Below are 23,076 nucleotides of genomic sequence, written 5' to 3'. Positions count from 1 at the left end.
CTTCGGACCGGATAACTTTTTCCGGTCCGAAGCGTTTTTTTAGGAAGACTGACGCGAGACAAGCTTGTAACAACCCCAGCCGAACAAGAGAATCGTCGTGATGCTACTGGCGATGACGACTACTGGTAAAATAATCGGTTGCCCAAACACCGGTATAGCAAGGTAATCCTTAAACAACACGAACACCATCAATGACTGTCCTTGTGTCAGGAGGAGAAGTGAGCGAATCGTTTCGCTCGCCATGATGCCTCCAAAGAACTTTTCAAGCACGAACGGACTAATCAGCCAGATCGATGCGAGTATCAGAACAGCAAGGACCTGCCGGACGAGTAACGAGAAAAACGTGAACGTCATGACTAACGAGATGCCGACCAGCCACTGCATCAAGATAGCGAGCAGATACAGTTGCCCGAATGTCAACGGGTATGGAGAATCATGATAGTTAAACTGAATCGGTAACTCCCAGCCGCTTGACTGACGGAAAAATAAGAGCCACTGCACGATATTGTAAACGAGGATGATGCCAGTGACGAGCAGGATCGAGAGTGTTAATTTTGCCGTCAGGACGTCTTTGCGACCATGCTTTGAACTATAGAGCAGTTGCAACATCCCGGTCTGCGCTTCGCGCGAGTAACTCGTCGCGGTTACTAACGTCAAGACGATCGCCAGCAACGCAAATCCTCCGACACCGAGAAACACGATGAATTGATCAAGCGTCCGGTAGTTGCCGACGCGTTGATAATCGATTTTCGCAAGCAACGACGCTTCTTGTTCGAGTTTTCGTTTTTTGATGTCAGATGTCGCTGAGCGCGCTTCTTGACGCAATTCGTCGACACGTTGCGATTGCGACTGATGCCGGCCGTCTGCCTTCAGAATCTGCAAATAAATGTCGTGTTCACGCTGTTCTGCTTTCGTGATCCCATTCTTCGTTACACGCTTTTCTCCTTCTGTTGCCAGTTGCACGAAGTCCCTCGTCAATTTCCCTTCGAACGGTGCATTCGTCCGTTCCGTTCCAGGCAAGCCCATCCGACTAAACGAAAAAATCAGACCGACGATAAACACAAGGCACAGCAGAACCCACACCATCTTTTGTTGCTTTACCTTTTGCCATTCCACCTTCAATAAGTCGCGGCTCATGTCAGCTCCCTCCTTTTGACAGATCGCATCATGAATACGTAAAGGGTGACGATCAGTACAATCCAAACGAGCATCACAAAAATCGGTAAGACGAACGGTATATCTGTCTGGAACAGTTCACGCGTCAGCACGCCGCGGCTTGGGAAAAAGAAGATCAGCACTTGCACGAAATCTGGGAAGAACACGTCCGGAATGACGTAACCATACGTCAATGGTAAGCCGATCAAAACCATTACGTAAATGAAGGCGTGACTGTACTGTTTCGCGAATAACGAGGCACATAAAATAGCTGTCGCTAGCGTCACAAAGGCTAGTTCCTGATAAATGAACGTACACAGTACATATCCACCAATCGATAATGGATACGGCGCTGCAGTTAGTCCGTCCATCGCTTGCATCGGTGCCGACCAATCGATCGGTCCGAGTTGATAACGGACGACTAAGATCGTCGCAAGATACGTTAATACGTGGATGATCGTCACGTACATAACGGCAGCCATCCATTTCGCACGTAATAAGAGATGTCGTCCATTCCGCGACGTCAACTGGTACTGTTCGACTCCGGTCATGCGTTCACGTGTATAACTGATCGTCACGAGTAGGAGTCCGATCAACGGGAACAGGAGTCCGGATTGATTGACGAACGTCGCTACGATTTCCGCCGGATCGTGATAGCGAATCGATGCGACGTTGATACGATTGACGAGCTTTTGCTCGAACGTATCGCTTTTTAAAACGTCGAGGCGTTGCTGCCGTTGAATTTGCGCTTCTTCCATATGTAAGATTTGAGCATAGATTTCATTCTTGTAAAATATGTCGTCTTCTAACATTCGTGTATCTGGATCATTGATGATGTTGCGATCTGTCTCAATCATCTTAAAGACGTCTTTCGTTGCTGGTCCTTCGAACGAAGAATAGCGGGACTTGACGACATGATCAATCGGTTCCACTAATGTCGGTAAGAAAAAGATTCCCGTTCCGATCAACAGCAACCAGACGATTAGCGATTTATATAATTTATATGATTCGAATCGTAACATCGACATCACGCGCCACGCATCCGTTCATCTAAGTGATAAAGGTATAAATCTTCTAGTTGCGACTCTTCCTGAACCGCATCTGGATGCGGTCGATCGGATGAGATGATCCGGACGCGGTTTTTACCAGACCGTGTTTGTTGAATCGCACCCATTTGGTACGTCTCCTGCAAGACGAGTAATGTCTCGTCCGATACATCGACGGACCAGATCGAGGTCGCGATCTCATCGAGCAAGGTATAAGGATTAGCTTGGCGGATGATCTTCCCTTGCTGCATCAGGATGATTTCCTTTGCGATCGACCCGACGTCCGAGACGATATGTGTCGACAGTAAGACGATTCGTTTTCGCGCAATCGTCGCGATGACGTTCCGAAAATGAATCCGTTCTTTTGGATCAAGCCCTGCCGTCGGTTCATCGATGATCAGAAAGTCCGGGTCGTTCAACAGTAGTTGCGCGATACCGATCCGTCGCTTCATTCCACCTGAGAAGCGGCGTAGTTTCTGATTTTTTTGTTCTAGCAAATTCACATCGATCAAGGCTTGTTCAACGCGAGAGGTGATGTCGGATTTAGGAACGCCCTTGACCGTTGCCAAGTACGTTAAAAACTGTGTTGCCGTGAAATCACCGTAAAGCGGTGTCTCCTGCGGCAAATACCCGATTCGTTCGCGGTACGTTTCTTCTAGTGGTGAGACGACGTGACCGTCGACTCGAATCACCCCTTGCGATGGACGTAACAGTCCAGCGAGAATCTTCATCAACGTCGTCTTCCCTGCTCCATTTTCACCGAACAAGGCATACACTCCGGCTTCCAGTGTCAACGTGATCTCCTGCAACGCTTGTTTTCGATTCGGATAGATTTTTGATAACTGTTCGATTTCTAGTTTCATATCATTCTGTCCTTTCAAAAAGACGTCATCCGGTTTCGGTATGACGTCTCCATTTCATTGAATCGCAAAATCATAGATATGTGTTCCTTTTTTATGATTCGCATCCTTGATTTCACCTTGATACATCAGTTGTTCATTCTTCAGATCGATCACGGACACTTGGAATCCAGCGTTCGTCTCTGATGAGAGATAGAGCTGCATCTCGTCCGTCGAATCCAACCAATCGATCTTTTTCAAAACAAGCGGACTGCTTACGCTATGCTCGGATAATCGTTTCGTTTCCAAGTCGAACATCGACCATTCGATTCGTTTCGTCTCTCCTTCCGGCAGGCGGAAGCCAATTAGATAACGACCGTTCGCATAGGGGGTATAACCGATTTGTTGCTGATTTAACTCCTTGATGGACCGAACGACCTTCCCGTCATCGAGAAAATAAGATAGTTTTGTGTTCTCTTCATCGCTGTCAGACGGTTGTTCCGTGTAGACGACCTCATTTTGATGAATCGCTAAAAATTGACGAGCGTTTTTAGGCGCTACTGGTTTTTGAAGAACGATCTCTTCGACCCGGTCGCTTGTTAAATCGAGCACAAGTAGTTTTGTTTCTTTTGGCTGATCGACTCGATCGAGTTGGATATAAACCTTCATCGCCTGTTTATCGACGACACTGGCTTGTAAGTCCCTCCCTGTCTCAAGTTTTGTATCATACTGAAATGTCTTTTCGAACATTTTCTCTGTCTTGAACGTAAACATCTTAAATTGCAGTTTATTGTGTTTAATCTGAATCGCATATTCCGATTGCCCACCCCCACTGACATTTGTTTCCATTTGTGTCGTGAACTCATAATATTTGTCTGGTAAATCCGTCATGCTATCTTCACGGAAAAGTTGTCCGACGTAAGAGTTTGACTGTTTTTCAATGGCTCCCTTAGCATCGACATCATAAACCGTCGAACGCATGCCTTTCGTCTGAAGACGTAGATTAAAATTTTCTACTTGCGAAGGTTTTCCACTGACGGTCTCGAGCGACAAGTCTGCGCCTTGGATCGATAGCGTATAGCCGATGTAGCTCCCGATTGTCATGAGAATGATCAATCCATAGATCAAAAGTTGACGATATCGTTTCATGAGATTTCTCCTTTATACGGATAGGCGCGTCTGGACTAACCGCAGATTTTTGTATGACACATATAACGTTAAGAGCACGACGTATCCGAAATAAAATTGCATATGCAGCTGACTCAGGTTGCTCGAAATAGCTGACAAGGCTACGCCTAAAACGATATAACCGCCAATCAGCGCAACCCCGTGTAATCCGACGAGCAAGAACGCTTTTCCTCTTCGAAAAGACCGCTCAAGTAATACTGTCATGAAGACGAACGAGATGACGATGAATGTCATTAGTAAAATGAATAAAATGTCAGTTGGGTACATCGTATAGAACAACTTCATGTAGAAGGAGTATTCGTTGATGCTGGCTGTGACCTGTTGAGCATCTGGCAATAGCCATAAGTAAAGATTACGACTAAGCAACAACAACACCCACTGAATTCCGATCAGACTAGCGACGACGAGAAGAACGGCCGTCAGTTTTGATGCAATAATCGCCCGGCGTGAACCAGGTAACAATAGCAATCTGTAAATGTACTTCGTCTCGCCCATCCAGTCGCGATACCAAATCCAGAACGCGAACAAGAGAATCATCCCCATCGCTAAAACAATGATTGAATCGTAAAAATCCGTTGCCTGTGCGAAGGTCAACGCACCACCTACTTGTGCAATTGCGTCCATTTCTGAAATCTGATCGATACGCATCGTTTTCTCGATCGTGCTTTGATAATCGTAAATCTGATAGAGCAGTGACGCGATTTCCGCGACGATCAATCCTGAAATCAAGAACACCAGTAGTTTCGTACTCCGTTTCAGTTCTTCATTTGTTAATAACAACCAGCGTTTCATCCTTGATATACCTCCCGCATCCGGTCTTGGACCGATTGATGATGACGGCCACGTAACTCATCCGTCTCTTTGACTTCGACGATCTTCCCGTCCCGTAAGAATAACACTCGGTCAATCACCTGCTCGACCTCAGCAATTTCGTGAGTCGTCATCAGGATGCTCCGTCCTTCCATGAACTCACTTGAGAAAATCCAAGCGATCTGTTCCTTCATGAAGAGATCGATTCCCGCGAGCGGTTCGTCGAGTAATATGTACGGTCGATCGAGGGCGAATCCTAAGACGAGATTAAACTTCGCCTTATTCCCTTTTGATAAGTTCGCCATTTTATCCGTCGTAAACAGCTGGAACGTCTGCAGCAATCGTTCTGCTGTCTCTTGATTCCAGTCTGGATAATGATCCGCCATATACGCGAGCGCTTGTCCGATCGTCATGTAGCTCGGCATCGTCTGGAGATCAGGCACGAACGCGATCTGGTCGCGCGATGTTTTGCCGTCGACCGTCACCGTCCCGGCATCTACCGGAATCAGACCGAGAATTGCTTTTAAAATCGTCGACTTCCCCTCCCCGTTCAAGCCGATCAGACACGTCACTTCGTTTAGACCGACAGAGAACGTCACGTCACGTAAGACCTGCTTTTTTCGTCCATATCGTTTTTGTAGCCCCTTCACTTCAAGCACTAGACTTTCCTCCTTCATTATCACCATTGTATTAAGACAATAGTACATCTGTTAACTGTATGGTACATGCCATACAGTCTGTCGTCAACCTGTTTTTCCCTGAATATATCCAGAAAATGAAAAAGAGTCGGACAATCATGTCCGACTCCGCGAGTCTTTCGACTTCGTTTCTATCTGGAAGAAAGAAACGCGATTTGTTCACTCGAAATCGCTTCCTAGGGAAAAACAAACAGGAGCGACCCTGCAACGAAGTAAAGCGGCGCGATGCTTGTCCCAGGAAAACGATTCGAGATGAACAAAAAAGTGCACGTTATCCTCATGACATCTGACTCTTTCGATTCGTTGATCAAAAAAAGAGAGGACGCCCTAATGGACGTCCCCTCTGAACACGTGACTGGTGTTTCAATAAATATTAATCGTTGACTCCAGTGCCCGGCATGTCCGACGCACGGTCGGTAAGAAGTCGGTCCGTTTTGCGACACCGCCTTCAATCTGGACATGCTGAATGCCTTTCGTCCGCTGCATCGCTGTTAAGACGGTGACCAGCTCGATGAACCAATTCGAAATCAGTTCGACGACCTGTTCGTCAAAAGCGGCAGCGCCATACACATCATACCCGTTCTCGCAGAGATGGTTCGGGAAGCGGGCTTTGAACCGATGAATCAAAGTGTCCGTCGTCGGAATCAAAAATTCGTCGTAGACAACACGTTGCTCGGCATCAAGCGTTTGTTCTGTCACACCATCCATCATCAAATGTGGCTGATTGCCGATATTCAATGTCCAACTCGTCTTCTTTCGCTCGCCAGTGGAAGTGATCGTTCGCATGGTTTCATCCATCTCCTTTTGATGTGTAAGCGTTTACCTTCTCATTCTACCTGTCATTTGACCTGTTCTGCAACCGTCAACTTGACCAATTTAAACGATAACTTCGCTTGACATTTAGTCTACCAAATTCAACGCTTTTTGACGATGTCAGGAATTAACATCGCCCTTGTAGATGTAGACGGCAACGAGGTCGATCAAGACATGGATGATGATCAGCGGCCAGAGTGTCTCAAGTGCTAGGTATAAGTAGCCGAACCCCGCTCCGATCAGACCTGTGACGAGGATCGCAAACCACCCTTGATAGCGATGGGCGACCCCGAAGAAGATGGCACCGATCCAGACGAAGCTGACGTCAGAAAACGGTAAAAATAATCCGAGCGTATGAAACAGAAATCCGCGATAGATCAATTCTTCCGTCACACCTGCCATCAGCGCGACCATTTGGAATCCGGTCCGCTCCTCTTTCGTTCGCGGCAGAATCAGTCGTTCCGCCTCACTTTGATAGAGCGGTAGCAGACGTTTGCGAAACGCTGGAACGGTCGCCGTCAAAAGCAAGACGATGCAAAGAAAAACGATCAGTCCAATCGTCGCGTACCAGACCGGACCTCTTGGGACAAAAAACGTTAAGCCGATTTCCGGCAATAGCGTACCGCTAATCAGCGTTCCGCCGACGAGCAACAGACATAAAATCCCGCTCGACTGGACCATCGAGGGATAAAACTCCTTGCGGGGAACGATTGTCAAATCAACCGGACGGACCGCTGCGATGATCGAAAGGACGACGAGCAATCCGAGTAAAAACCCATTTACGAAGAGATACATAACTTCGACTCCTTTTTTGATTCCACACTCCCGTCACAGAAAGTGCTATTAGACCCTACTAAAATATGATACCATTCAGTGGAATCCTATACAGAGGAGAGAACAATATGCGAAAAGTTTTTCGAATCAGCATCTTGTTCGTACTGTTCGCCCTCATCGTCAGTAGCTTTATCTACTGGCAAAATCGGGAACGTGTTCAAAATGAAATGTATCGTACGTATTATGGACAGCATGGCGTACCTGCCGAGAACATCGACATCTACGAACAAGCCGCGGCACGTTACGGCATCGACTGGAAGTTGCTCGCCTCCATTCATCGCGTCGAGACGATCTTCTCGAACTCGTCAGCGATGCAATCGTCCGTTGGCGCCATCGGTCCATTCCAATTCATGCCGAAAACATGGGTCGGTTGGGGATACGAAGGTGGCACGTCACTCGGTGACATCGAGCATGACGGCATCGACGTGACGGATCCGGAAGCCATCGAGAAATATGGTGGACTCGGAGTCGACGCGGACGGTGACGGGAAAGCCGATCCGACGAGTCTCGTCGACAGCGCCCACACGGCAGCGAAATACCTGAACCAACACGATGTTACGAAGACATCGGACCGAGACACGCTCGCGACAGCACTGTTTGAATACAATCGCAGTGAACAATATGTCTCTGACGTGCTCGCCCAATATGATCGTTACCAGCAACAAGTCGAGGCGATCGATGCGAACGACCTCGACCTCAAGAAGAAGACACTCGCATTCTTCCTTCGCATCAGCTCACGTTTGACCAATTAAAAGGAGGCACCACCCATGACACCAGCCGATTCTTCCGAACTCTTGATTGAGGAATCGTCGATCCGCGTCCAGACGACGTTTGATCGAGACAAGACGAAACGCTATTTACGCAGCTACATCTTTGACGACATCGCAGAAGGTACGCACGTCGCCGCTTTAATCTACACACCACGGACGACGGACGCCTTTCTTTCTGGAACGACGACACAACGTGCGTACAATTTGATGAAGAAGTATGTCAGTGATCCTGTTAAACAATATGACATCATCAGTTTGATGCCGGACCTGCTCGTCAGCGAGGATCTGCCGTTCGCGCAAGCGAGCTTCGATGAGACGAACTATGAGTTCGTCGCGAAGACACTTGCTGAAGTCAAAGCAAAAAATGGCGTCGTCCTCTGTGGCTGGGGATCGCCTGGTCGCCTGATGCACCATTTACCGGCTTACGAGGATCTATTCAATGAATATGCCGACATCTTGTACTGCTCCGGCATCACGAACAAAGGTGAACCGAACCATCTGCGCTTGACGATGGACGATAGCCCGATGATCACGTACAACGACATGAAACAAAAAGCGAAAAAGTTGCGTCGTAAATGACGCAACAGACCCTTCCATAACGGAAAGGGTCTTTTTTTGAAACATTTTCCATCAGCTTCGCGTATAATCAAGGTCTACATACTACATAGCAAGGAAGGTCATTCGATGCCATTTTGGGATAAAGAGTTACAAGAAGAAACGATGATTTCAGTCAAAGAAACAGACATTCAACGAATCGAGCAAGCCGTTAACGGTCGACTCCCCGTCCGTTACCTCGAACAAATCCGGGAACAAAACGGTGGGTGCCCGGAAGCTACTGCGGTGATGGTCGAGTTCAAGAATACTTGGTCGGACGAAGAAACCGGATTGCACCTCCCACTCCGCTCCATGACGTCATTAACATTCGAGCGGTATCTGGATGAATTGTCGGTGCTCCGGGAATGGGACGTCGAAGGAAACGTTATGATATTCGCAGAAGGAGAAGGTAGCTATTTTTGGTACTTCCACTTCACGGAAGGTGTTGAGCCGACTGTCTGGTGCCTCGATATTTCAGATGAGACGACACATTTCGTCGCGGCGACCTATGACGAATGGTTAACGAAGCTGAGTACCGATGTTCCGGAAGTCATTATGCCGGATGTCGTATTTTTGACGTTACCTGAAATCAAGGACATTCTCCGTGGAGATGACGAGAACGAAAAACTCCTCGCCTACTCCCATTGGATGATTCTCGATGAAGAACAGGAAGAACTCATCGAAGCGTTCATGTCATTGATCGAACGAAATGACCAGCCTGATTTCCTCGACTCCTATGCGTATTACCTAATGGAAGTCTTGACGAACAACCCGGAGTTGTTAGAACAGAAACGAGCCGACGTCACGACCTTGATCCTCAGTAAAGGTGACGATCTCGATGCAGAGGATCTGTTGTCTTGGATGGATGAAGAGATAGACGAAGAGTTCTGACCTAAACCAAAAAGCCAGTATTCCTCGTCCATACGGATGACGAATACTGGCTTTTTCACATGCCTATCCAATAATTTAAGACAACATCAACTCAAGCAGACAATCGACGAGATCCTTCTCGAGTTCGAGTGCTTGCAATTGGTGCATCATGTTGACCGGGTCGAGTTTTTGTGACAATAGACGGTACAAACGATCTTTCAGGTCATAGCTGATTTCCGCTTGGTCGAGGAATGCATACAACCGGTCCATCTTGTTCTCGTTCGTCGAGATCTCGACTTGGAGTGACAACGTGATCGTATCCGTCACTTCACCGAGTTCGACACGAAGGGACTGCGTCGCATGATCATAGACGCCGGTGACACTCTCTCCGTCGCGCTGAACGTATCCTTCACGGACTCCACGTAAGATCAATGTAATCGAACGGTTTTCAGGTAGCAAGTCACGGTGTCCGGTTGGTGCCGCGATCGTCAGCTCACGTGCTTCCCAGTCGAGCGCAAACGTCGTCTCGACGTTGACACCATCGCGGTGCGCGACACCTGTACTGTCATCTTCAAACAACGTAAAGCGGTTCGATGCTCCCGGGAAGACGACGACTTCGAGATCCTCTGGATTATGCAGGGCATTCGACTGTTCGAGATGACGACCGAGTGGCACGATCGCACCGGCTTTTGCGAGTACGCCTTGGTCTTCGAGATAACGGAACAGACGGATTTGTTTGCCGCCACGGTATCGATGCCCGTTGAAGAAATCGAACCATTCGCCTTCCGGCAACCAAGCGGTTGTCGCCGTCATGTGCAGTTTCCGATGCATCGGTGTGACCATCGGTGCGACAATCAGTTCTGTTCCGAAGTAGAACTGGATCGGGACGTTATACGCTTGATCGTCTTCCGGATGTTCATAATACATCGGTGAGACGAGTGGCAAACCGTCAAAGTGATTGCGGGCATTCATCGTGTAGATATACGGTACGAGCTGGTGCCGGAGCTGCAGGTACTTCTTCATGACGTTCGCCGCATCGGTCGAATAACGCCATGGTTCTTTCCCGTTAAAGATGCTCATCGTACTGTGCAGGCGCATGATTGGACTGAAGACGCCATACTGAAGCCAACGCGTCGATAACTCGTCATCCTTTTCCCCACGCTGGTGTCCCCCAATATCATGGCTCCACCATCCGTAGCCAATGTTTGACGCCGTCGCCGTGAAATACGGCTGGAATTGGAGCGATGCCCACGAGATGATCGTATCGCCCGAGAAACCAACCGGATAACGATGACTTCCGGGTCCCGCGTAACGTGAGAAGATCAGTGGTCGATTGCCATCGCGGGCGATATCAAGTGCGTGGTAATGATTGAGCATCCAAAGTGGATCAAGCCCCTTCATCTTCGAGTTCGCACCCTGTTGCCAGTCGATCCACCAGAAGTCAACGCCATCTGCCTCGTGCGGATGATGCAGCTTCGTGAAGTAGTTCTCGATGAACGTCCGGTCCGAGAAATCGAATGGGATTCGGACATCCGATTCGGGATCGACGCCCATCGCGACCGCCATCGCCTCGTATGCTTCTTCAAACCCACGCACACCGTCCGCCGGATGCAAGTTGAGCGTGACCATCCGGTCGTCATCCTTCAACCATTGTAAGAATCCGCGTGGATCCGGGAATAGATCACGGTTCCACGTATAGCCCGTCCAGCCACTTCCGTAGCGTTCTGGGATATCGGTGACGTGCCAGTCCATATCGATGACACTGACCGAGAACGGAATGTCTTCCGTCTTGAAGCGCGTCATCAAATCCTTGTATTCCTTCTCACTATAACGCCAGTAACGACTCCACCAGTTACCGAGCACTTGACGCGGTAACATCGGTGTCGGTCCTGTCAGGTGGTAGAAGTCACGCAATGCCTGTTTGTAGTCGTGACCGTATCCGAAATAATAAATGTCATGTGTACCAGAGCGACGCGGTTCGACGAAGTGGTCCTCCGTCAGGACGAACGCGTTCGAATCGTCGATCGCTGCGTAACCTTGTCGGGAGACGATTCCTTCTTCGAGTGGAATGACACCGTCCGCATGATCAAGCGTCCGTGCCGTTCCTTTTAACGTCCGGAGCGGTCCGCCGAACGTATAGCGGCTGTAGTAGGTACTGAAGTTCCCTAAGACATCGATATAAAGTGTGTTCGCAGCGAACGGTCCCTTCGTATAATGCAGATGGACGTGCTCGGTGATGATTTGCAATTCTTCCTCGTTTTCGACGATGCGGTAAGCAGGTACCGGGAAATCACGATTGAAGACCGTTTGAGTTGGTCGATCCTCGAACTGTCCGTCCGCCGCGTATTCGAGTCGAATCATCCGACTCGTCAAGACCGTGAAACGGTAGACATCTCCTTGGATGATGGCGTCTGGTCGTGCTTGTGGTTTCATGTCGCGCGTGTAGAAATGGGATTCATCAATTGTTCGCATACGGGTTCGGGACTAACGCCCCTTTCACTTCCTTCCAGGCTAAGTAGTGTGCAACCGATTACACATCTAGTGTATAAGAGTTCATGTTCCCACTTCAAGGAAGAATCAACCCAAAAATGTCCCGCACCTGAAAATCGATGCGGGACACTCGGTCATAATAAGGGTGAAATCAAACGTGAGAGTGACTCAAAAATCCGGAAGCGGAGCGGTCGTTTGACGTAATCATTCGATGATAACTGAATCGAAACGTCAAAATCAGCGATGAAGTCACGCTCGAGCTGCTCGGTGCTTTCCGTGTCGTACAGGAACGCCATCAGTTCATAATTGAGAACAAAACTGCGAATGTCCATGTTTGCCGTTCCGACGGCACCGATCTTCCCGTCGACGAGAAACAACTTCGCATGGATGAAGTGACGGTTGTACGTATAAATTTTGACGCCGTCCTTCAAGAGTGGTCCGAAGTAGGAACGGGTACCGTAATAAGACGTAAAACTATCGCCTTTCCCCGGTGTCAGGATGCGGACGTCGAGCCCGGCACGTGCTGCGAGCCGAAGCAAGGTCATCGTCTCATTGTCCGGAATCAAATACGGTGTCGCAATCCAGATGGAGCGTTGTGCTGCGATGATTGCGGCAATCAAGGCATTACGAATCGCGGGATCCTTCGAAGTCGGTCCGCTCGTGACGATTTGAATCGCTCCGTCTGACGCCACGTCATGTTTCGGGAAGTACTGATGGATCGTCTCGTCACCCGCAAACGTCTCCCATGTGTCACCCGATTCGATTTGGGCATAGATCCAGTCGTCGAGGAACGTCGCTTGTAATTCCTTTACGGCGCGTCCTTCGAGCCGTAAATGCGTATCGCGCCAAAAGCCGAACTTCTTACTCTTACCGTCGTACTCATCCCCGACGTTCAAACCACCGGTGAAGCCGACTTTTCCATCAACGACGACGATTTTCCGGTGATTGCGGAAGTTCGCTGTGAAGATGAACAAAGGACTTGAGATCGGATCATAGGCTGCGATATGTGCTCCAGCGTCGCGTAGCGGACGCAAGAAGTTCTCACCGAGCATATAGCTTCCAAGTCCGTCATACATGAACCGGACCGTCACACCGGCTTCGAGTCGCTCAATCAATGCTTCCCGGATCGCCTTGCCTGTCTCATCATTCCGATAGATGTAATACTGGATGTGGACGTGATGCTGCGCTTGACGAATCGCGTCAAGAATCGCCGGGAACGTCTTTTCCCCGTTCGTCAGAATCTCACTTGATGTATGAACGTCCACCCCGCCACCACCGAAGTTGCGAATCGTGTTCGCAAGCTTCAAGTGATTCGGTGGCAACTCACTGACGGCAAGCGACCGGACTGGACGAATTGCTTGTTTGAGCAATTTTCGTTCGTCATGCGAACGACGATTCCGGCGACGACGCCGTGGATTCCGACCGAACATCAACCAAATCACGACACCGAGAATCGGTAGGAAGATCAGGACGAGAAACCAAGCGATCGTTGATTCCGCTGTCCGGTTTTCAATGAAAATGATCATGATGACGGCGAGCGGCACGACTGTCGCTGAAATCGTTAAGACATAAAATAAATAGCCGAGTTGATATAGTCCCCAAATGATGCCCCCGGCGACTAAAAATACGAGTGCGAATTGTAAAATCCGGTTGCGCACAGACCTTCCTCCTTCAATTAACATACCTTCACTAGTATTCTTTCCCCATTTACTATGAAAATATAACAAAAAAGAGAAACCGCAGATACGGTTTCTCGAAAGATTTACCTCTTATAGAAAGTTTTCTTCGTACATCTCGCGACCAGGAATTGGATCATTCAGTGACGCCCAGTCCGTTTCATCTGCTTGGACGAGACACGCATCGAATAATGCTTCGAGCTTCTCTTGCTCCAGTCCGATTCCGATTAAGACGAGCTCGGTCCGTCGATCTTCGTCTGATGCAAAACGACCAGCGTATTCCATGTTCGACGCATATCCTGCTTGGTGGAACAACAGTGCCATCTCAGGACGGGTTGCGAGGAACAAGAAGCCTTTCGCCCGGACGACTTCTTGCGGCCAGTCTTCGATCAAGGCAAGCAAGCGCTCCGGGTGGAACGGCACGTCGCGCTTGTAGACGAACGAGCTGATCCCGTACTCTTCCGTTTCCGGAATATGTTCTTCCGCATTCAACTCACGGATCCAGCCGGCACTTGCTGCCGCTTGTTCAAAATCAAATAGATCAACGTCTAAAATCTCTGCCGGATCGACTTGAGCATATGTTGTCTCGATCAAACGAGCAACTGGATTTAATGCCTTTAGATAACCGATAACGGTATGGCGTTCTTCCGGTGTCAGGCGATCGACTTTATTTAAGACGATGATGTCTGCAAACTCAACTTGATCGACGAGTAGATCGACGACTTCGCGCACGTCTGTCTCATCGACGGCCTGTTTCCGCTCAATCAACGATTCACCAGACTCAAAGTCCTTTAGGAAACGGTATCCATCGATGACCGTGACCATCGCGTTGATTTTCGTGACTTGTGATAAGTCGATTGCACTGTCCGGATCTTCGTACGTGAAAGTCTGGGCGACCGGAATCGGTTCCGAAATACCACTCGACTCGATGACGATACCGTCAATATCTCCTTGGTCGACGAGGCGTTTGACTTCAAGCAATAAATCATCGCGTAACGTGCAGCAAATGCAGCCGTTCGAGAGTGTGACGAACGACTCTTCCGTCCGCGAGAATCCGCCTTGCTCAATCAATGCCGCGTCAATGTTGACCTCACTCATGTCGTTGACGATGATCGCGAGGCGGCGTCCTTCGCGATTATGTAGTAAATGGTTCAATAGTGTCGTTTTACCGGATCCTAAGTAACCGGATAAAACCGTGATCGATATCGGTTGCATCATCATTCATCTCCTAAAACGTAATCATTACGTTTTATAGAGTAACCGACTTTTCACCTGACGTCAATCGGAATGATTTCGATTTATTTCATTAAAAAAAGCCGACAAGCGTCGACTCAAGGAATAGACGGGGCTAACTCCAAAAGAGAATGACGCGTCTTTTCACGCCCTTTCCTTAGGCGAGACACAAGCCAGTTTTCCTGCTTCATTCAAGCAAGAAAGCGGGTCTTGTTTGTCTCTGACAGCGCATAATGTTCCTGTAGGAGTGGCGTGTGACGCGTCATTCTTTTTGTTATGAGATAGGGGATTATTCTGCCACCCCTATCTTTGTAGAAACTGACTTTAGAGTCAGCTCCGTCAGTGTTCCGAAGCACGAGAAAAGAAACGTTTTGTAAGCTCGGAATCGCTTCTTAGGGAAAACAAGCAGGAGCGACCCTGCAACGAAGTAAAGCAGCGCGATGCTTGTCCCAGGAAAACGATTCGAGAGAAAAATGCGCAACCTTACCGCTGAGTTTGAATCGGTAAATCCCATGTCGTCCCGATCAAATCGGTGATCCGCTCTGCTGCCTCATGCGAAAAGCCAGCGATCGTATAATGATTCGTATCCGCAATCACATGATACATCCCGTTCGGTAAACTGTCGGCGAACGCAGCGTGAGCCACATTGATTTGTTCGGTCAATGCCGGGTTCAACCAACTTTCCGGCATACCACCTGCCCAGTTCGAAGCGGACAGGACGAGGACCGGCTGTGTCACGTCTTCGAGCAACGAAAGAATCAGCTGATTGTTCTCTTCGACCGATTGCCACTCGTCGAGTGTTCCCCGCCAATGTCCAGGCGCCGCAAAATGCCGCCACATTGGTAATTGATCGGCTTCCGGTAAGACACTGAACATCTTTTTTCCTAGACGGTCAGGAATCATCCAGGCGATCGGTCGGACGTGACTAAGGAAATAGAGGAATCGATTCCACTCCTCTTGTGTTCGTTCGTACCAGTTCGGTAATGCCGCATCGACATCCGGATGCGACGGATCGAGCAAGACGATGCCACGCGTCTCGTCTGCAAATAGGCGTCCACTTGCAAGCGAGATATAGGCTCCGAGCGAGTGACCGATGAAGACATATGGTCCTTCGACACGAAGCATCCGTAAGACGTCCGCGAGCTCATCTGCTTGATGCGAAAAAAGTCGTTTACTTTTGCCACGACTCGAACGACCGTACCCGAGACGCGAATATTCAAAGACCCGTCCCCGTTTTAACAATTCAGTCCGTAACCAGCCCCACTGGTGTCGATTCGACATCATTCCGTGATCGAGGACGAATGTGACGTCCCCACTTCCAGTCAGCCGGGTATCAAAGCGACCGGCTGATGTTTCAACGATATATTCCATACACTATCCCTACTTCCATTCATTCAAATAACGAGATCTCTAGCTCGTACCCAAGGATGTTCAAGTAATCAAATAACTGGGATCGATGATGATAGAGATGCACGGCTGCTTCAATTGCCCAGCCATTCATCGAGTCGGTAACCCCCCAGTACGTCGGACGCGTCGAAAATCCGGTCGTGACTTTTTCTTGATAGACAGAAAACGCATGATCGATTCGCTCTGATAACTGATCGCGCGGAACCGGTGTCGCATAAAACGACTGCATCGCTTCAGCCGTCGCCCCGTCTGCGATCATCAAATCGGCTTCGAGTAACACAGCGAGATGGACAGCGACTTCACCGACGGTCCGTTTCCCGGGAATTGGTCGCGCGTTCCAGTCCTGTGCTTCAATCTTTTCAAACAGCGCTTTCGACGTCTTTACACCAATACTGACATGACGAACGAGGGCATGTTCCCAGTCAGTCATGTGCTTTTCCCCAATCGATCGCACGTTGTTCGAGCTCCTTGACGAACGCATCCTTACCATTGATATAGGCTTCGATATCAAGCGGATTTGTTGTCGCTAACTGTTGTTTTAATGCCCCATAAGCAGCAGCTTCTTCTGGATGGGTACGTAAGTAGTCCCTGAAGACGAGATGACGCTTGATTTCTGGATTTCCCACCGCATAGAGATGGATGTGATGCGTCCGTTCGTCGCCGCCTTTTCGATAATAGCGGCGTCCCGGCATCCCGAATTCACCCTTCGCCTCGTAACCGAGCGCTTTCATCTGTGCGTCGAACTGCTCGATCCCCTCGAGCGTATCGACGACGGGTAGGATATCGATGATCGGTTTTGCTGCGAGTCCCGGAACTGATGTACTTCCCATATGATGAATGCTATGTAGACGTGCCCCAAACACGTCTCGTAATTGTCCCGCTTCTCGTGCGTATTCACTCGCCCATTCTGATTGATACGGTAACACAATAACTTGTCGCATGGTCGTTTCCCCCTCTCAATTCAGTATGCCAGTTTTTGGGGTAAAACAAAACGACCATCCATTTTGGAGGTCGTTGATGTTAGAGAGTCGTTAATCCGTTAAATAATCATACAGTTTCGCAGGTCCACCAAGTCGAAGATCAGCGATGATATGCTGGGCATCGACGATCTTCCGAACAGGGAAGTCAGCGAGTGGTGCCATGACATGTTCGAATAACTGAAGTCGCGCCGGTCCACGATATGCTTCTTTAATCTCAAGATCCGTGATTTGACTCCGCGTCAGTTCGGAGATAATCAACTCGCCTTGATAACCGCGATGTTGTTTGAGCATGAATTGCGGCGCACCGATGATTGATTGTGCTTCTTCAACTGCCATCGGAATATACTTGTATCCCATCGTCGCTTGGGCGACACGGAGTGAATGGTAGTCAAGCGTTCCAACGAGTACATCATTATCGAGATAAAGCCGGGGTGAGCCATACTTCTTCGGAAAAGCAGCCACTTCACGACCAGAGGCGATCGCCGGCTGATTGTTGACATACATCGAGAGGTAAAACTCACCGACCTCTCCTTGATACCGAACCGGAATGACTTGCCCGCACTCGAGATAACTCCCAAGACCCGTGCTATCCGGCATGTTGATGATCTCAAACTTGATCTGATTACTCAGCACCTCGAGCGGTTCCGGAACGACTGCTTGTAAGGCTTCGATGTCCGTCTCATAGATGATGTTCAAGTATTCCCGATTCCGAAAGAAGATATCGACCGCCGGAAAGACCGGTGCATTGATCGGTGTCGCGACGATATTTTTTACATCTTCCTGTCTCATCTGAATCCCTCCTTCATGCGTTTAACAATGCGGCAAAGCGTGCGACACTTGTTTCAAAATTTGGAACCGTCTTCGCTGCTTGCGCTTCTTCGACGATTTCTTGAATGAGTGAGTTGAATGGTGTTTTGATATCGTATGTGTTGCCATACATCGTGACGATCCCATTGATGAAACGAATTTCGGTCGGTTGCCCTTTTTGTAAGTCCTGCAACATGCTTGCTTCTAAGTCACGCGACCCGTGCATCAATTGTGGCACGGTGCTCAGTTTTTCATCGATAGCGTCTAGTGTTGCGTAAGCTGCCGGCTCAAACGTACTCATCGGTGCGAATATGATGCCGTGGGCGTGACCGACTTCAACGACTTCCTGCATCGTATGGATCGCTGCCCGTAACAAGACCGGATGATCGAGAACGTCGCCATACGTACCGTTACACGCAGCGGATAACCCACTAAACGTACTATTGATGACGAGTTTTGACCATTTCGTTCCCGGTAGATTATCAGAGATTTCCGTCCCACCGATGTGATCAAGGATTTCCTTCAAGTGAATGATTCGGTCCGTCTTCTTGCCGTCCAGTTCACCGATTTGCATCGCATACGTCTTGAAGTGCTCGTAATCCGATGTCAGACGTGACTCACCTGGTCCGACGTATGTCGCTCCGAACTCGACGGATCCCGCAATGATACGTTCGCGTGGAATCTGTTGTTGAATGAATTCTTCTGGTACACCGTTTTGTAAGGAGACGAGAATACCGTCTTCCTTCAAGATCGTCCGGACTTTCGCCAGGACCGGTTCATTGTAGACCTGTTTCGTCAGCAACAATACGATATCGTACATCTCCGTGATGTCATCCGGATGTATCGCATGGACGGCTTGCGTCAAATCTGGTCCAATGACATGCGCGCCTGTTGTGTTTAGCGCTTCGATATGTGCGCGATTCGTATCGATCAGATCGACACCCGCATACTGTTGACTCAAATAAGCTCCCATGATGGTTCCTAGTGATCCTGCTCCGTAAATTCCGATTTTCATATCTATCACCTCTGGTATTTACGATATACTGGTTTCATCATAAACAGAAATATATATATTTATATATTTTAATAACCTATAGGTTATGTTAGGAGGATATCATGGAACTCTTACATTTGAATTATTTTCGTCACGTCGCGGAGGAATTGAACGTGACGCGTGCTGCCGAACGATTATTCATCAGCCAACCCGCCCTCAGTGCGACGATCAAAAAACTAGAACGTGAATTGAACACGACGTTGTTTCATCGAAAAGGCAGAACGATCAGCTTGACCGACAATGGACGACTTCTGCTGCAATCAGTCGAAAAAATCGAACACGAGCTGACACGGGTCCAGGAACGCATGGCGCGAAATGATGCCTCTACCGAAACACCACTCAGTCTTGCCAGTTCGCACGGTCGCTTCATCCAATTAATCCTACGGGAATTTCTCTTGCCGCAGACTGCGCCTTTGTTCAACTCGGACATCCTCTCGAATCGCGACATTTTAAGTGGCCTGCTCCATCAAGAATTCCATTTCTCGATCAGCTTCATGGAACTCAAGCATCCGCTCATTACGAGCGAACCGATCGTGGAAGAGGAGATTGTCATCACCTATCCTGCTTCCTATTCAGAGAAAGAAGCGATCACGGCGCTCTATGCGGACGCAACGGAGACTGCCTTTTTATTTCCCTCTCACAATAAGGATTACAACCGCTTCATCCAATTGAAGATGGCGGAACTGAACATTTATGCCGATACCACGCACTATATTGATGACGTCTCGCTGCAACTCGCCTTACGTCAGCAACGGTATTTCAGCTTCGTTCCTGTCTCCGTCTGTCGCGAGATGGGGCTACCCTTCATTACGGACGATATGTTTACCGTTACGTCACGACTCTACATGTCGCACGTGACGAACCAATTAACAGTCGAGCAAGCAACCATCTATGAACGCATTAAACGGTTTCTGCTCTCACAACGCACATATCTAGCCAAATAAAAACGGATGTCTGCATGTGCAGACATCCGTGTGACATGTTACTTCGTGATGAAGTAACGCGATTGATCGAGATGATCCTTCGCTGTATAGATGTTGAGTTTGTACGAGCCGTTCGTCAATGCCTTACGCATCTTCAAGACATAGTTCCCGTGCTGATCCGCCACGTCTTGAGCAATCAATTGATAACCAGCTTCTGTTTTTTGGTAGAGGCGGACGATTTGTCGTTTTTCGACTTTACCTGTCAACGTCTTTTTGCCTGACCATTTTTTGACCGGATACGTGTTCTTGATCGTGAACGACGCCTTTTTCGTGATCTTGTTCGAGATGTCTGTCGACTTGACCGTGTACGTACCTGTCGTTAGACCGTTCTGGACCGCAATCTTGAAACCACTTGCCGTCGTTTTCGCTTTCGCGATCTTCGTTGATCCTTTATAGAGCGTCACGTCAAGACCTTCCGTTGCTTTACCGCGGAGGACCGTCGATCCGTAGACTGCTGACTTTTTATCGATCGCTGGTGTCGCAACGACACCTGTTCCGACTGTGACGTTCGTTTCTGTCTTCATGAAGCTGAGTTCAGAGACGATCGTCAACTTGTCACGCAATTTGAGCGGACGTGTTCCGACTTCGTATTGACCCGCTTCGTTTGCTGTTGCTGTACCGAGGACTTTATCGCCAAGTTTAACTGTGATTGTTGCGCCCGGAACTGCCTGACCAGTAACGACTTTCGCACCTGGTTTAACTGCTTTTGCCGAGACCGTGAAGTCTTTCATCGGCACGTTCATGTTGAATTTAAGGAAGGTTCCTGTCTCACCTGGACGTGTTTCACCTGTGTTCGTGATTCCTTCATACCGCTTGACGTACGGTGCAGCTGCAACCGCTGAATCAAAGCTGACCGTCATCGGCTTACTTGCGACGAGTGACCAGTTGTCATCGGCTTTATAATCAACCGGTTGTTTCGCTTTGATATAGTCCGAGATGACGTTACGTGTTTCGTAAGCCGATTTGTAGACGATATTTTGACCTTTCCCAAGACCCGGGAACGTCGCACTACCAGCGCGGTAGTTGTTCGTCGCAACGAGGAATTCTTGGTCGTCTGTGATTGCTTTGCCTTGATACTTGATGTTTTGGACGCGGTTGTCACCTTTAAATTCCTTCGATAAGTCACCATTATAGTCAAACTTCGCTGGTTTCGTGATATCAATTTCATACGTCAATCCATCGAGGATATCGAAGTTGTAGCTACGGAAATCTTTGTTCAACAAGTTCGTTTGCTCACCGCCGACTTGGTTGAACTGACCGGCTGACATTTCGAGCCAGTCTTTGACGTCAGCACCTGTTACTTTGACGACTTCGAGTGTATTCGGATAAACATAGAGATCGGCGACGTTCTTGAGTGCGATTGGTCCTTTTTTGATCAATGTATAATCGGATGCGTTGACTTGGTTACGACCACCAGTCTTGAATGGTGCACCTGCTGACAACAACGGGAGATCTTTATATTTCGCGAGATCGGCATTTTCTTTGAGTTGTTTCTCGACATACCATTTCTGAGCGTTCGTTACGAACTGAACTGAATCATCGTCTTGCGCGAGAGCGAAGAAACTTTGGATGTCGTCATTAATCGTTCCGACTTCTTGACGAATGTACGCGAGTGTTCCTTCATGTGCTTTTTCAATCAACTTGACGGCACCGGCATCTGCTGTCGTGTCTTTCGTCACGTCAGCTAGTTTCGCACCTGACGTATCAACGACCCATTTCCCGTCGACTTGCTTCAACTCAAGATCGATGACACCGACGTTCTTTCCTTGTGTGTTTGCCATGACGACTGGTTTACCATTGATTAGACCTTTTTCTTTATCAACATTCGGCAATTTATTGAACGCTGAATCGACTGCCGGGAACTTTCCGTGCTGATGACCTGTCATCAAGACATCGATGTCTGCAACTTTTGTCAATGCGTAGCCGACATTCTCATCGCCCTCTTTTTGATCCGTCGTATCCCCGATACCTGTGTGTGCGAGTGCAACGACGACGTCTGCGCCAGCATCTTTTAATTTCTTCGCTGTTGCTTTAGCAGTCGGGATGATATCTTCAGCCGTGACTTTCCCCGTCAGGTTCCCCGCATCCCATGCCATGATTTGTGGCGTGACGACTCCGAACACACCCACCTTGACTGTTTTCATGTCACCGTTCTGGTCCTTGACTTGACGTTCGATGATTTGATAGTCTTTTCCATCTTTGTTGTAGTCCGCGACGATCGGCTTTTTCGTGACTGCATCCAATACGTTCGAGTTGACGAACTTGATTGAACCGCTCGAAGCACTCATCGCTGACTTGAGGAAATCAAGACCGAAGTTGAATTCATGGTTTCCGAGCGTGACCGCATCATAACCGAGGTATTCCATCAATTCGTACATCGGATGTTTGCCTTTGTTTCCTTTGTCGTACTGGTTCTTCACGTAATCACCGAATGGCGTTCCTTGAAGTGTATCCCCGTTATCGAATAAGAAACTGTTCGTTGCGCCCACTTCAGTTTGTTGCTGTTTAATGACCGTAGCGGCTTTGACGAGACCAATCGTTTCGTCCTGCGCATCCTTGAAGTAATCGTAGTTCATTGAGTTCGTATGTAAATCCGTTGTTTCTAAGAAGCGTAACTTGACGACACTGTTGTCGGCAGCAAGTGTCTTGACTTGAACGACTGGTACGAGCATCGGTGCGATCAACGTCGACGCGATGACGAGTTTCGTAGCTTTTTTCATATGGATTTCCCCCCAGGATGTTTTGACTGCTTCATTAATTTAGCATGGTTCGATTATAGCTAATAGTCCTTTCAAATAGGTCGGACATCCGTCTTATTTAACCTACTTA

21 protein-coding genes are annotated in these 23,076 nt (G+C 48.6%); 4 read left to right on the top strand and 17 right to left on the bottom strand.

Annotation, left to right across the window (positions count from 1 at the left end; translation table 11 throughout):
* Positions 1-39 precede the first annotated feature (39 nt).
* The 8 genes from ESP131_RS08880 to ESP131_RS08845 form a co-directional block, all read right to left on the bottom strand.
* Entirely contained in the window at positions 40-1,137 is a 1,098-nt protein-coding gene (locus ESP131_RS08880) for an ABC transporter permease subunit (RefSeq protein ID WP_069940432.1), read from the bottom strand.
* Positions 1,134-2,177: a hypothetical protein gene (locus tag ESP131_RS08875; RefSeq protein ID WP_148662012.1), complete on the bottom strand. Its 1,044-nt coding sequence runs from the start codon at positions 2,175-2,177 to the stop codon at positions 1,134-1,136. Before ESP131_RS08875 ends, ESP131_RS08880 begins: the two co-directional genes overlap by 4 nt.
* A 5-nt stretch (positions 2,178-2,182) precedes the next feature.
* Positions 2,183-3,064, bottom strand: coding sequence for an ATP-binding cassette domain-containing protein (locus ESP131_RS08870; RefSeq protein ID WP_069940431.1), 882 nt, complete (start codon positions 3,062-3,064; stop codon positions 2,183-2,185).
* 54 nt (positions 3,065-3,118) lie between these two features.
* A complete protein-coding gene (locus tag ESP131_RS08865) occupies positions 3,119-4,189 on the bottom strand; it encodes a hypothetical protein (RefSeq protein WP_069940430.1) in 1,071 nt (356 codons plus the stop codon).
* 12 nt (positions 4,190-4,201) lie between these two features.
* A complete protein-coding gene (locus ESP131_RS08860) occupies positions 4,202-5,020 on the bottom strand; it encodes a hypothetical protein (RefSeq protein WP_029341386.1) in 819 nt (272 codons plus the stop codon).
* Complete coding sequence (locus ESP131_RS08855) at positions 5,017-5,697, bottom strand: ABC transporter ATP-binding protein (RefSeq protein ID WP_029341385.1); 681 nt, start codon at positions 5,695-5,697, stop codon at positions 5,017-5,019. Before ESP131_RS08855 ends, ESP131_RS08860 begins: the two co-directional genes overlap by 4 nt.
* 402 nt (positions 5,698-6,099) lie before the next feature.
* Entirely contained in the window at positions 6,100-6,522 is a 423-nt protein-coding gene (locus ESP131_RS08850) for a hypothetical protein (RefSeq protein WP_047395960.1), read from the bottom strand.
* Positions 6,523-6,669: 147 nt separating this feature from the next.
* Positions 6,670-7,344, bottom strand: coding sequence for a CPBP family intramembrane glutamic endopeptidase (locus ESP131_RS08845; protein WP_069940429.1), 675 nt, complete (start codon positions 7,342-7,344; stop codon positions 6,670-6,672).
* A 107-nt stretch (positions 7,345-7,451) separates the two neighbouring features.
* On the opposite strand from ESP131_RS08845, the gene ESP131_RS08840 reads away from it, so the two are divergent.
* The 3 genes from ESP131_RS08840 (at position 7,452) to ESP131_RS08830 (ending at position 9,638) form a co-directional block, all read left to right on the top strand.
* The gene (locus tag ESP131_RS08840; protein ID WP_069940428.1) at positions 7,452-8,135 is read left to right on the top strand and encodes a lytic transglycosylase domain-containing protein; all 684 of its coding nucleotides are present in this window, start codon (positions 7,452-7,454) and stop codon (positions 8,133-8,135) included.
* 15 nt (positions 8,136-8,150) lie between these two features.
* The gene (locus tag ESP131_RS08835) at positions 8,151-8,732 is read left to right on the top strand and encodes a DUF1643 domain-containing protein (RefSeq protein WP_035397944.1); all 582 of its coding nucleotides are present in this window, start codon (positions 8,151-8,153) and stop codon (positions 8,730-8,732) included.
* A 105-nt stretch (positions 8,733-8,837) separates the two neighbouring features.
* A complete protein-coding gene (locus tag ESP131_RS08830) occupies positions 8,838-9,638 on the top strand; it encodes an SMI1/KNR4 family protein (protein WP_069940427.1) in 801 nt (266 codons plus the stop codon).
* Positions 9,639-9,713: 75 nt separating this feature from the next.
* Here the strand turns inward: ESP131_RS08830 and ESP131_RS08825 are convergent, their stop codons facing one another.
* The 8 genes from ESP131_RS08825 to ESP131_RS08790 all read right to left on the bottom strand — a co-directional run bounded on the left by ESP131_RS08825 (position 9,714) and on the right by ESP131_RS08790 (position 19,225).
* Positions 9,714-12,089: a glycoside hydrolase family 31 protein gene (locus tag ESP131_RS08825; RefSeq protein ID WP_069940426.1), complete on the bottom strand. Its 2,376-nt coding sequence runs from the start codon at positions 12,087-12,089 to the stop codon at positions 9,714-9,716.
* Positions 12,090-12,241: 152 nt separating this feature from the next.
* Entirely contained in the window at positions 12,242-13,765 is a 1,524-nt protein-coding gene (locus ESP131_RS08820) for a cardiolipin synthase (protein WP_029341379.1), read from the bottom strand.
* Positions 13,766-13,876: 111 nt separating this feature from the next.
* Positions 13,877-14,998, bottom strand: a complete 1,122-nt coding sequence (locus ESP131_RS08815) for a GTP-binding protein (RefSeq protein ID WP_034786225.1) — start codon at positions 14,996-14,998, stop codon at positions 13,877-13,879.
* 501 nt (positions 14,999-15,499) lie between these two features.
* Positions 15,500-16,387, bottom strand: coding sequence for an alpha/beta fold hydrolase (locus ESP131_RS08810; RefSeq protein ID WP_029341377.1), 888 nt, complete (start codon positions 16,385-16,387; stop codon positions 15,500-15,502).
* Positions 16,388-16,406: 19 nt separating this feature from the next.
* The gene (locus ESP131_RS08805) at positions 16,407-16,853 is read right to left on the bottom strand and encodes a DinB family protein (protein ID WP_029341376.1); all 447 of its coding nucleotides are present in this window, start codon (positions 16,851-16,853) and stop codon (positions 16,407-16,409) included.
* Positions 16,846-17,364 (bottom strand): GrpB family protein, encoded by a 519-nt coding sequence (locus tag ESP131_RS08800; RefSeq protein ID WP_029341375.1) that lies wholly within the window; start codon positions 17,362-17,364, stop codon positions 16,846-16,848. Before ESP131_RS08800 ends, ESP131_RS08805 begins: the two co-directional genes overlap by 8 nt.
* Before the next feature lie 90 nt (positions 17,365-17,454).
* The gene (locus ESP131_RS08795) at positions 17,455-18,192 is read right to left on the bottom strand and encodes an acetoacetate decarboxylase (RefSeq protein WP_029341374.1); all 738 of its coding nucleotides are present in this window, start codon (positions 18,190-18,192) and stop codon (positions 17,455-17,457) included.
* 13 nt (positions 18,193-18,205) lie between these two features.
* Positions 18,206-19,225, bottom strand: coding sequence for a ketopantoate reductase family protein (locus ESP131_RS08790; RefSeq protein ID WP_069940425.1), 1,020 nt, complete (start codon positions 19,223-19,225; stop codon positions 18,206-18,208).
* Positions 19,226-19,326: 101 nt separating this feature from the next.
* On the opposite strand from ESP131_RS08790, the gene ESP131_RS08785 reads away from it, so the two are divergent.
* The gene (locus ESP131_RS08785; protein WP_069940424.1) at positions 19,327-20,208 is read left to right on the top strand and encodes a LysR family transcriptional regulator; all 882 of its coding nucleotides are present in this window, start codon (positions 19,327-19,329) and stop codon (positions 20,206-20,208) included.
* 38 nt (positions 20,209-20,246) lie between these two features.
* On the opposite strand, the gene ESP131_RS08780 is transcribed toward ESP131_RS08785, so the two are convergent.
* The gene (locus tag ESP131_RS08780; RefSeq protein ID WP_069940423.1) at positions 20,247-22,967 is read right to left on the bottom strand and encodes a bifunctional 2',3'-cyclic-nucleotide 2'-phosphodiesterase/3'-nucleotidase; all 2,721 of its coding nucleotides are present in this window, start codon (positions 22,965-22,967) and stop codon (positions 20,247-20,249) included.
* Positions 22,968-23,076 lie beyond the last annotated feature (109 nt).

It is taken from the genome of Exiguobacterium sp. U13-1 (genome assembly GCF_001750115.1).
GTDB classification, from domain to species: Bacteria; Bacillota; Bacilli; order Exiguobacteriales; family Exiguobacteriaceae; genus Exiguobacterium_A; species Exiguobacterium_A acetylicum.
Note: the sequence above shows the minus strand (reverse complement) of the source record. Positions and strands in the feature narration are given on the sequence as shown.

Bases quoted from the DNA above. Each gene is read 5' to 3' on its own strand.
- ESP131_RS08870 (WP_069940431.1), bottom strand. From the start codon at position 3,064: ATGAAACTAGAAATCGAACAGTTATCAAAAATCTATCCGAATCGAAAA.
- ESP131_RS08785 (WP_069940424.1), top strand. From the start codon at position 19,327: ATGGAACTCTTACATTTGAATTATTTTCGTCACGTCGCGGAGGAATTG.
- ESP131_RS08880 (WP_069940432.1), bottom strand. From the start codon at position 1,137: ATGAGCCGCGACTTATTGAAGGTGGAATGGCAAAAGGTAAAGCAACAA.
- ESP131_RS08865 (WP_069940430.1), bottom strand. From the start codon at position 4,189: ATGAAACGATATCGTCAACTTTTGATCTATGGATTGATCATTCTCATG.
- ESP131_RS08800 (WP_029341375.1), bottom strand. From the start codon at position 17,364: ATGCGACAAGTTATTGTGTTACCGTATCAATCAGAATGGGCGAGTGAA.
- ESP131_RS08810 (WP_029341377.1), bottom strand. From the start codon at position 16,387: ATGGAATATATCGTTGAAACATCAGCCGGTCGCTTTGATACCCGGCTG.
- ESP131_RS08835 (WP_035397944.1), top strand. From the start codon at position 8,151: ATGACACCAGCCGATTCTTCCGAACTCTTGATTGAGGAATCGTCGATC.
- ESP131_RS08845 (WP_069940429.1), bottom strand. From the start codon at position 7,344: ATGTATCTCTTCGTAAATGGGTTTTTACTCGGATTGCTCGTCGTCCTT.
- ESP131_RS08825 (WP_069940426.1), bottom strand. From the start codon at position 12,089: ATGCGAACAATTGATGAATCCCATTTCTACACGCGCGACATGAAACCA.
- ESP131_RS08780 (WP_069940423.1), bottom strand. From the start codon at position 22,967: ATGAAAAAAGCTACGAAACTCGTCATCGCGTCGACGTTGATCGCACCG.
- ESP131_RS08790 (WP_069940425.1), bottom strand. From the start codon at position 19,225: ATGAAAATCGGAATTTACGGAGCAGGATCACTAGGAACCATCATGGGA.
- ESP131_RS08805 (WP_029341376.1), bottom strand. From the start codon at position 16,853: ATGACTGACTGGGAACATGCCCTCGTTCGTCATGTCAGTATTGGTGTA.
- ESP131_RS08830 (WP_069940427.1), top strand. From the start codon at position 8,838: ATGCCATTTTGGGATAAAGAGTTACAAGAAGAAACGATGATTTCAGTC.
- ESP131_RS08795 (WP_029341374.1), bottom strand. From the start codon at position 18,192: ATGAGACAGGAAGATGTAAAAAATATCGTCGCGACACCGATCAATGCA.
- ESP131_RS08860 (WP_029341386.1), bottom strand. From the start codon at position 5,020: ATGAAACGCTGGTTGTTATTAACAAATGAAGAACTGAAACGGAGTACG.
- ESP131_RS08850 (WP_047395960.1), bottom strand. From the start codon at position 6,522: ATGCGAACGATCACTTCCACTGGCGAGCGAAAGAAGACGAGTTGGACA.
- ESP131_RS08840 (WP_069940428.1), top strand. From the start codon at position 7,452: ATGCGAAAAGTTTTTCGAATCAGCATCTTGTTCGTACTGTTCGCCCTC.
- ESP131_RS08815 (WP_034786225.1), bottom strand. From the start codon at position 14,998: ATGCAACCGATATCGATCACGGTTTTATCCGGTTACTTAGGATCCGGT.
- ESP131_RS08875 (WP_148662012.1), bottom strand. From the start codon at position 2,177: ATGTTACGATTCGAATCATATAAATTATATAAATCGCTAATCGTCTGG.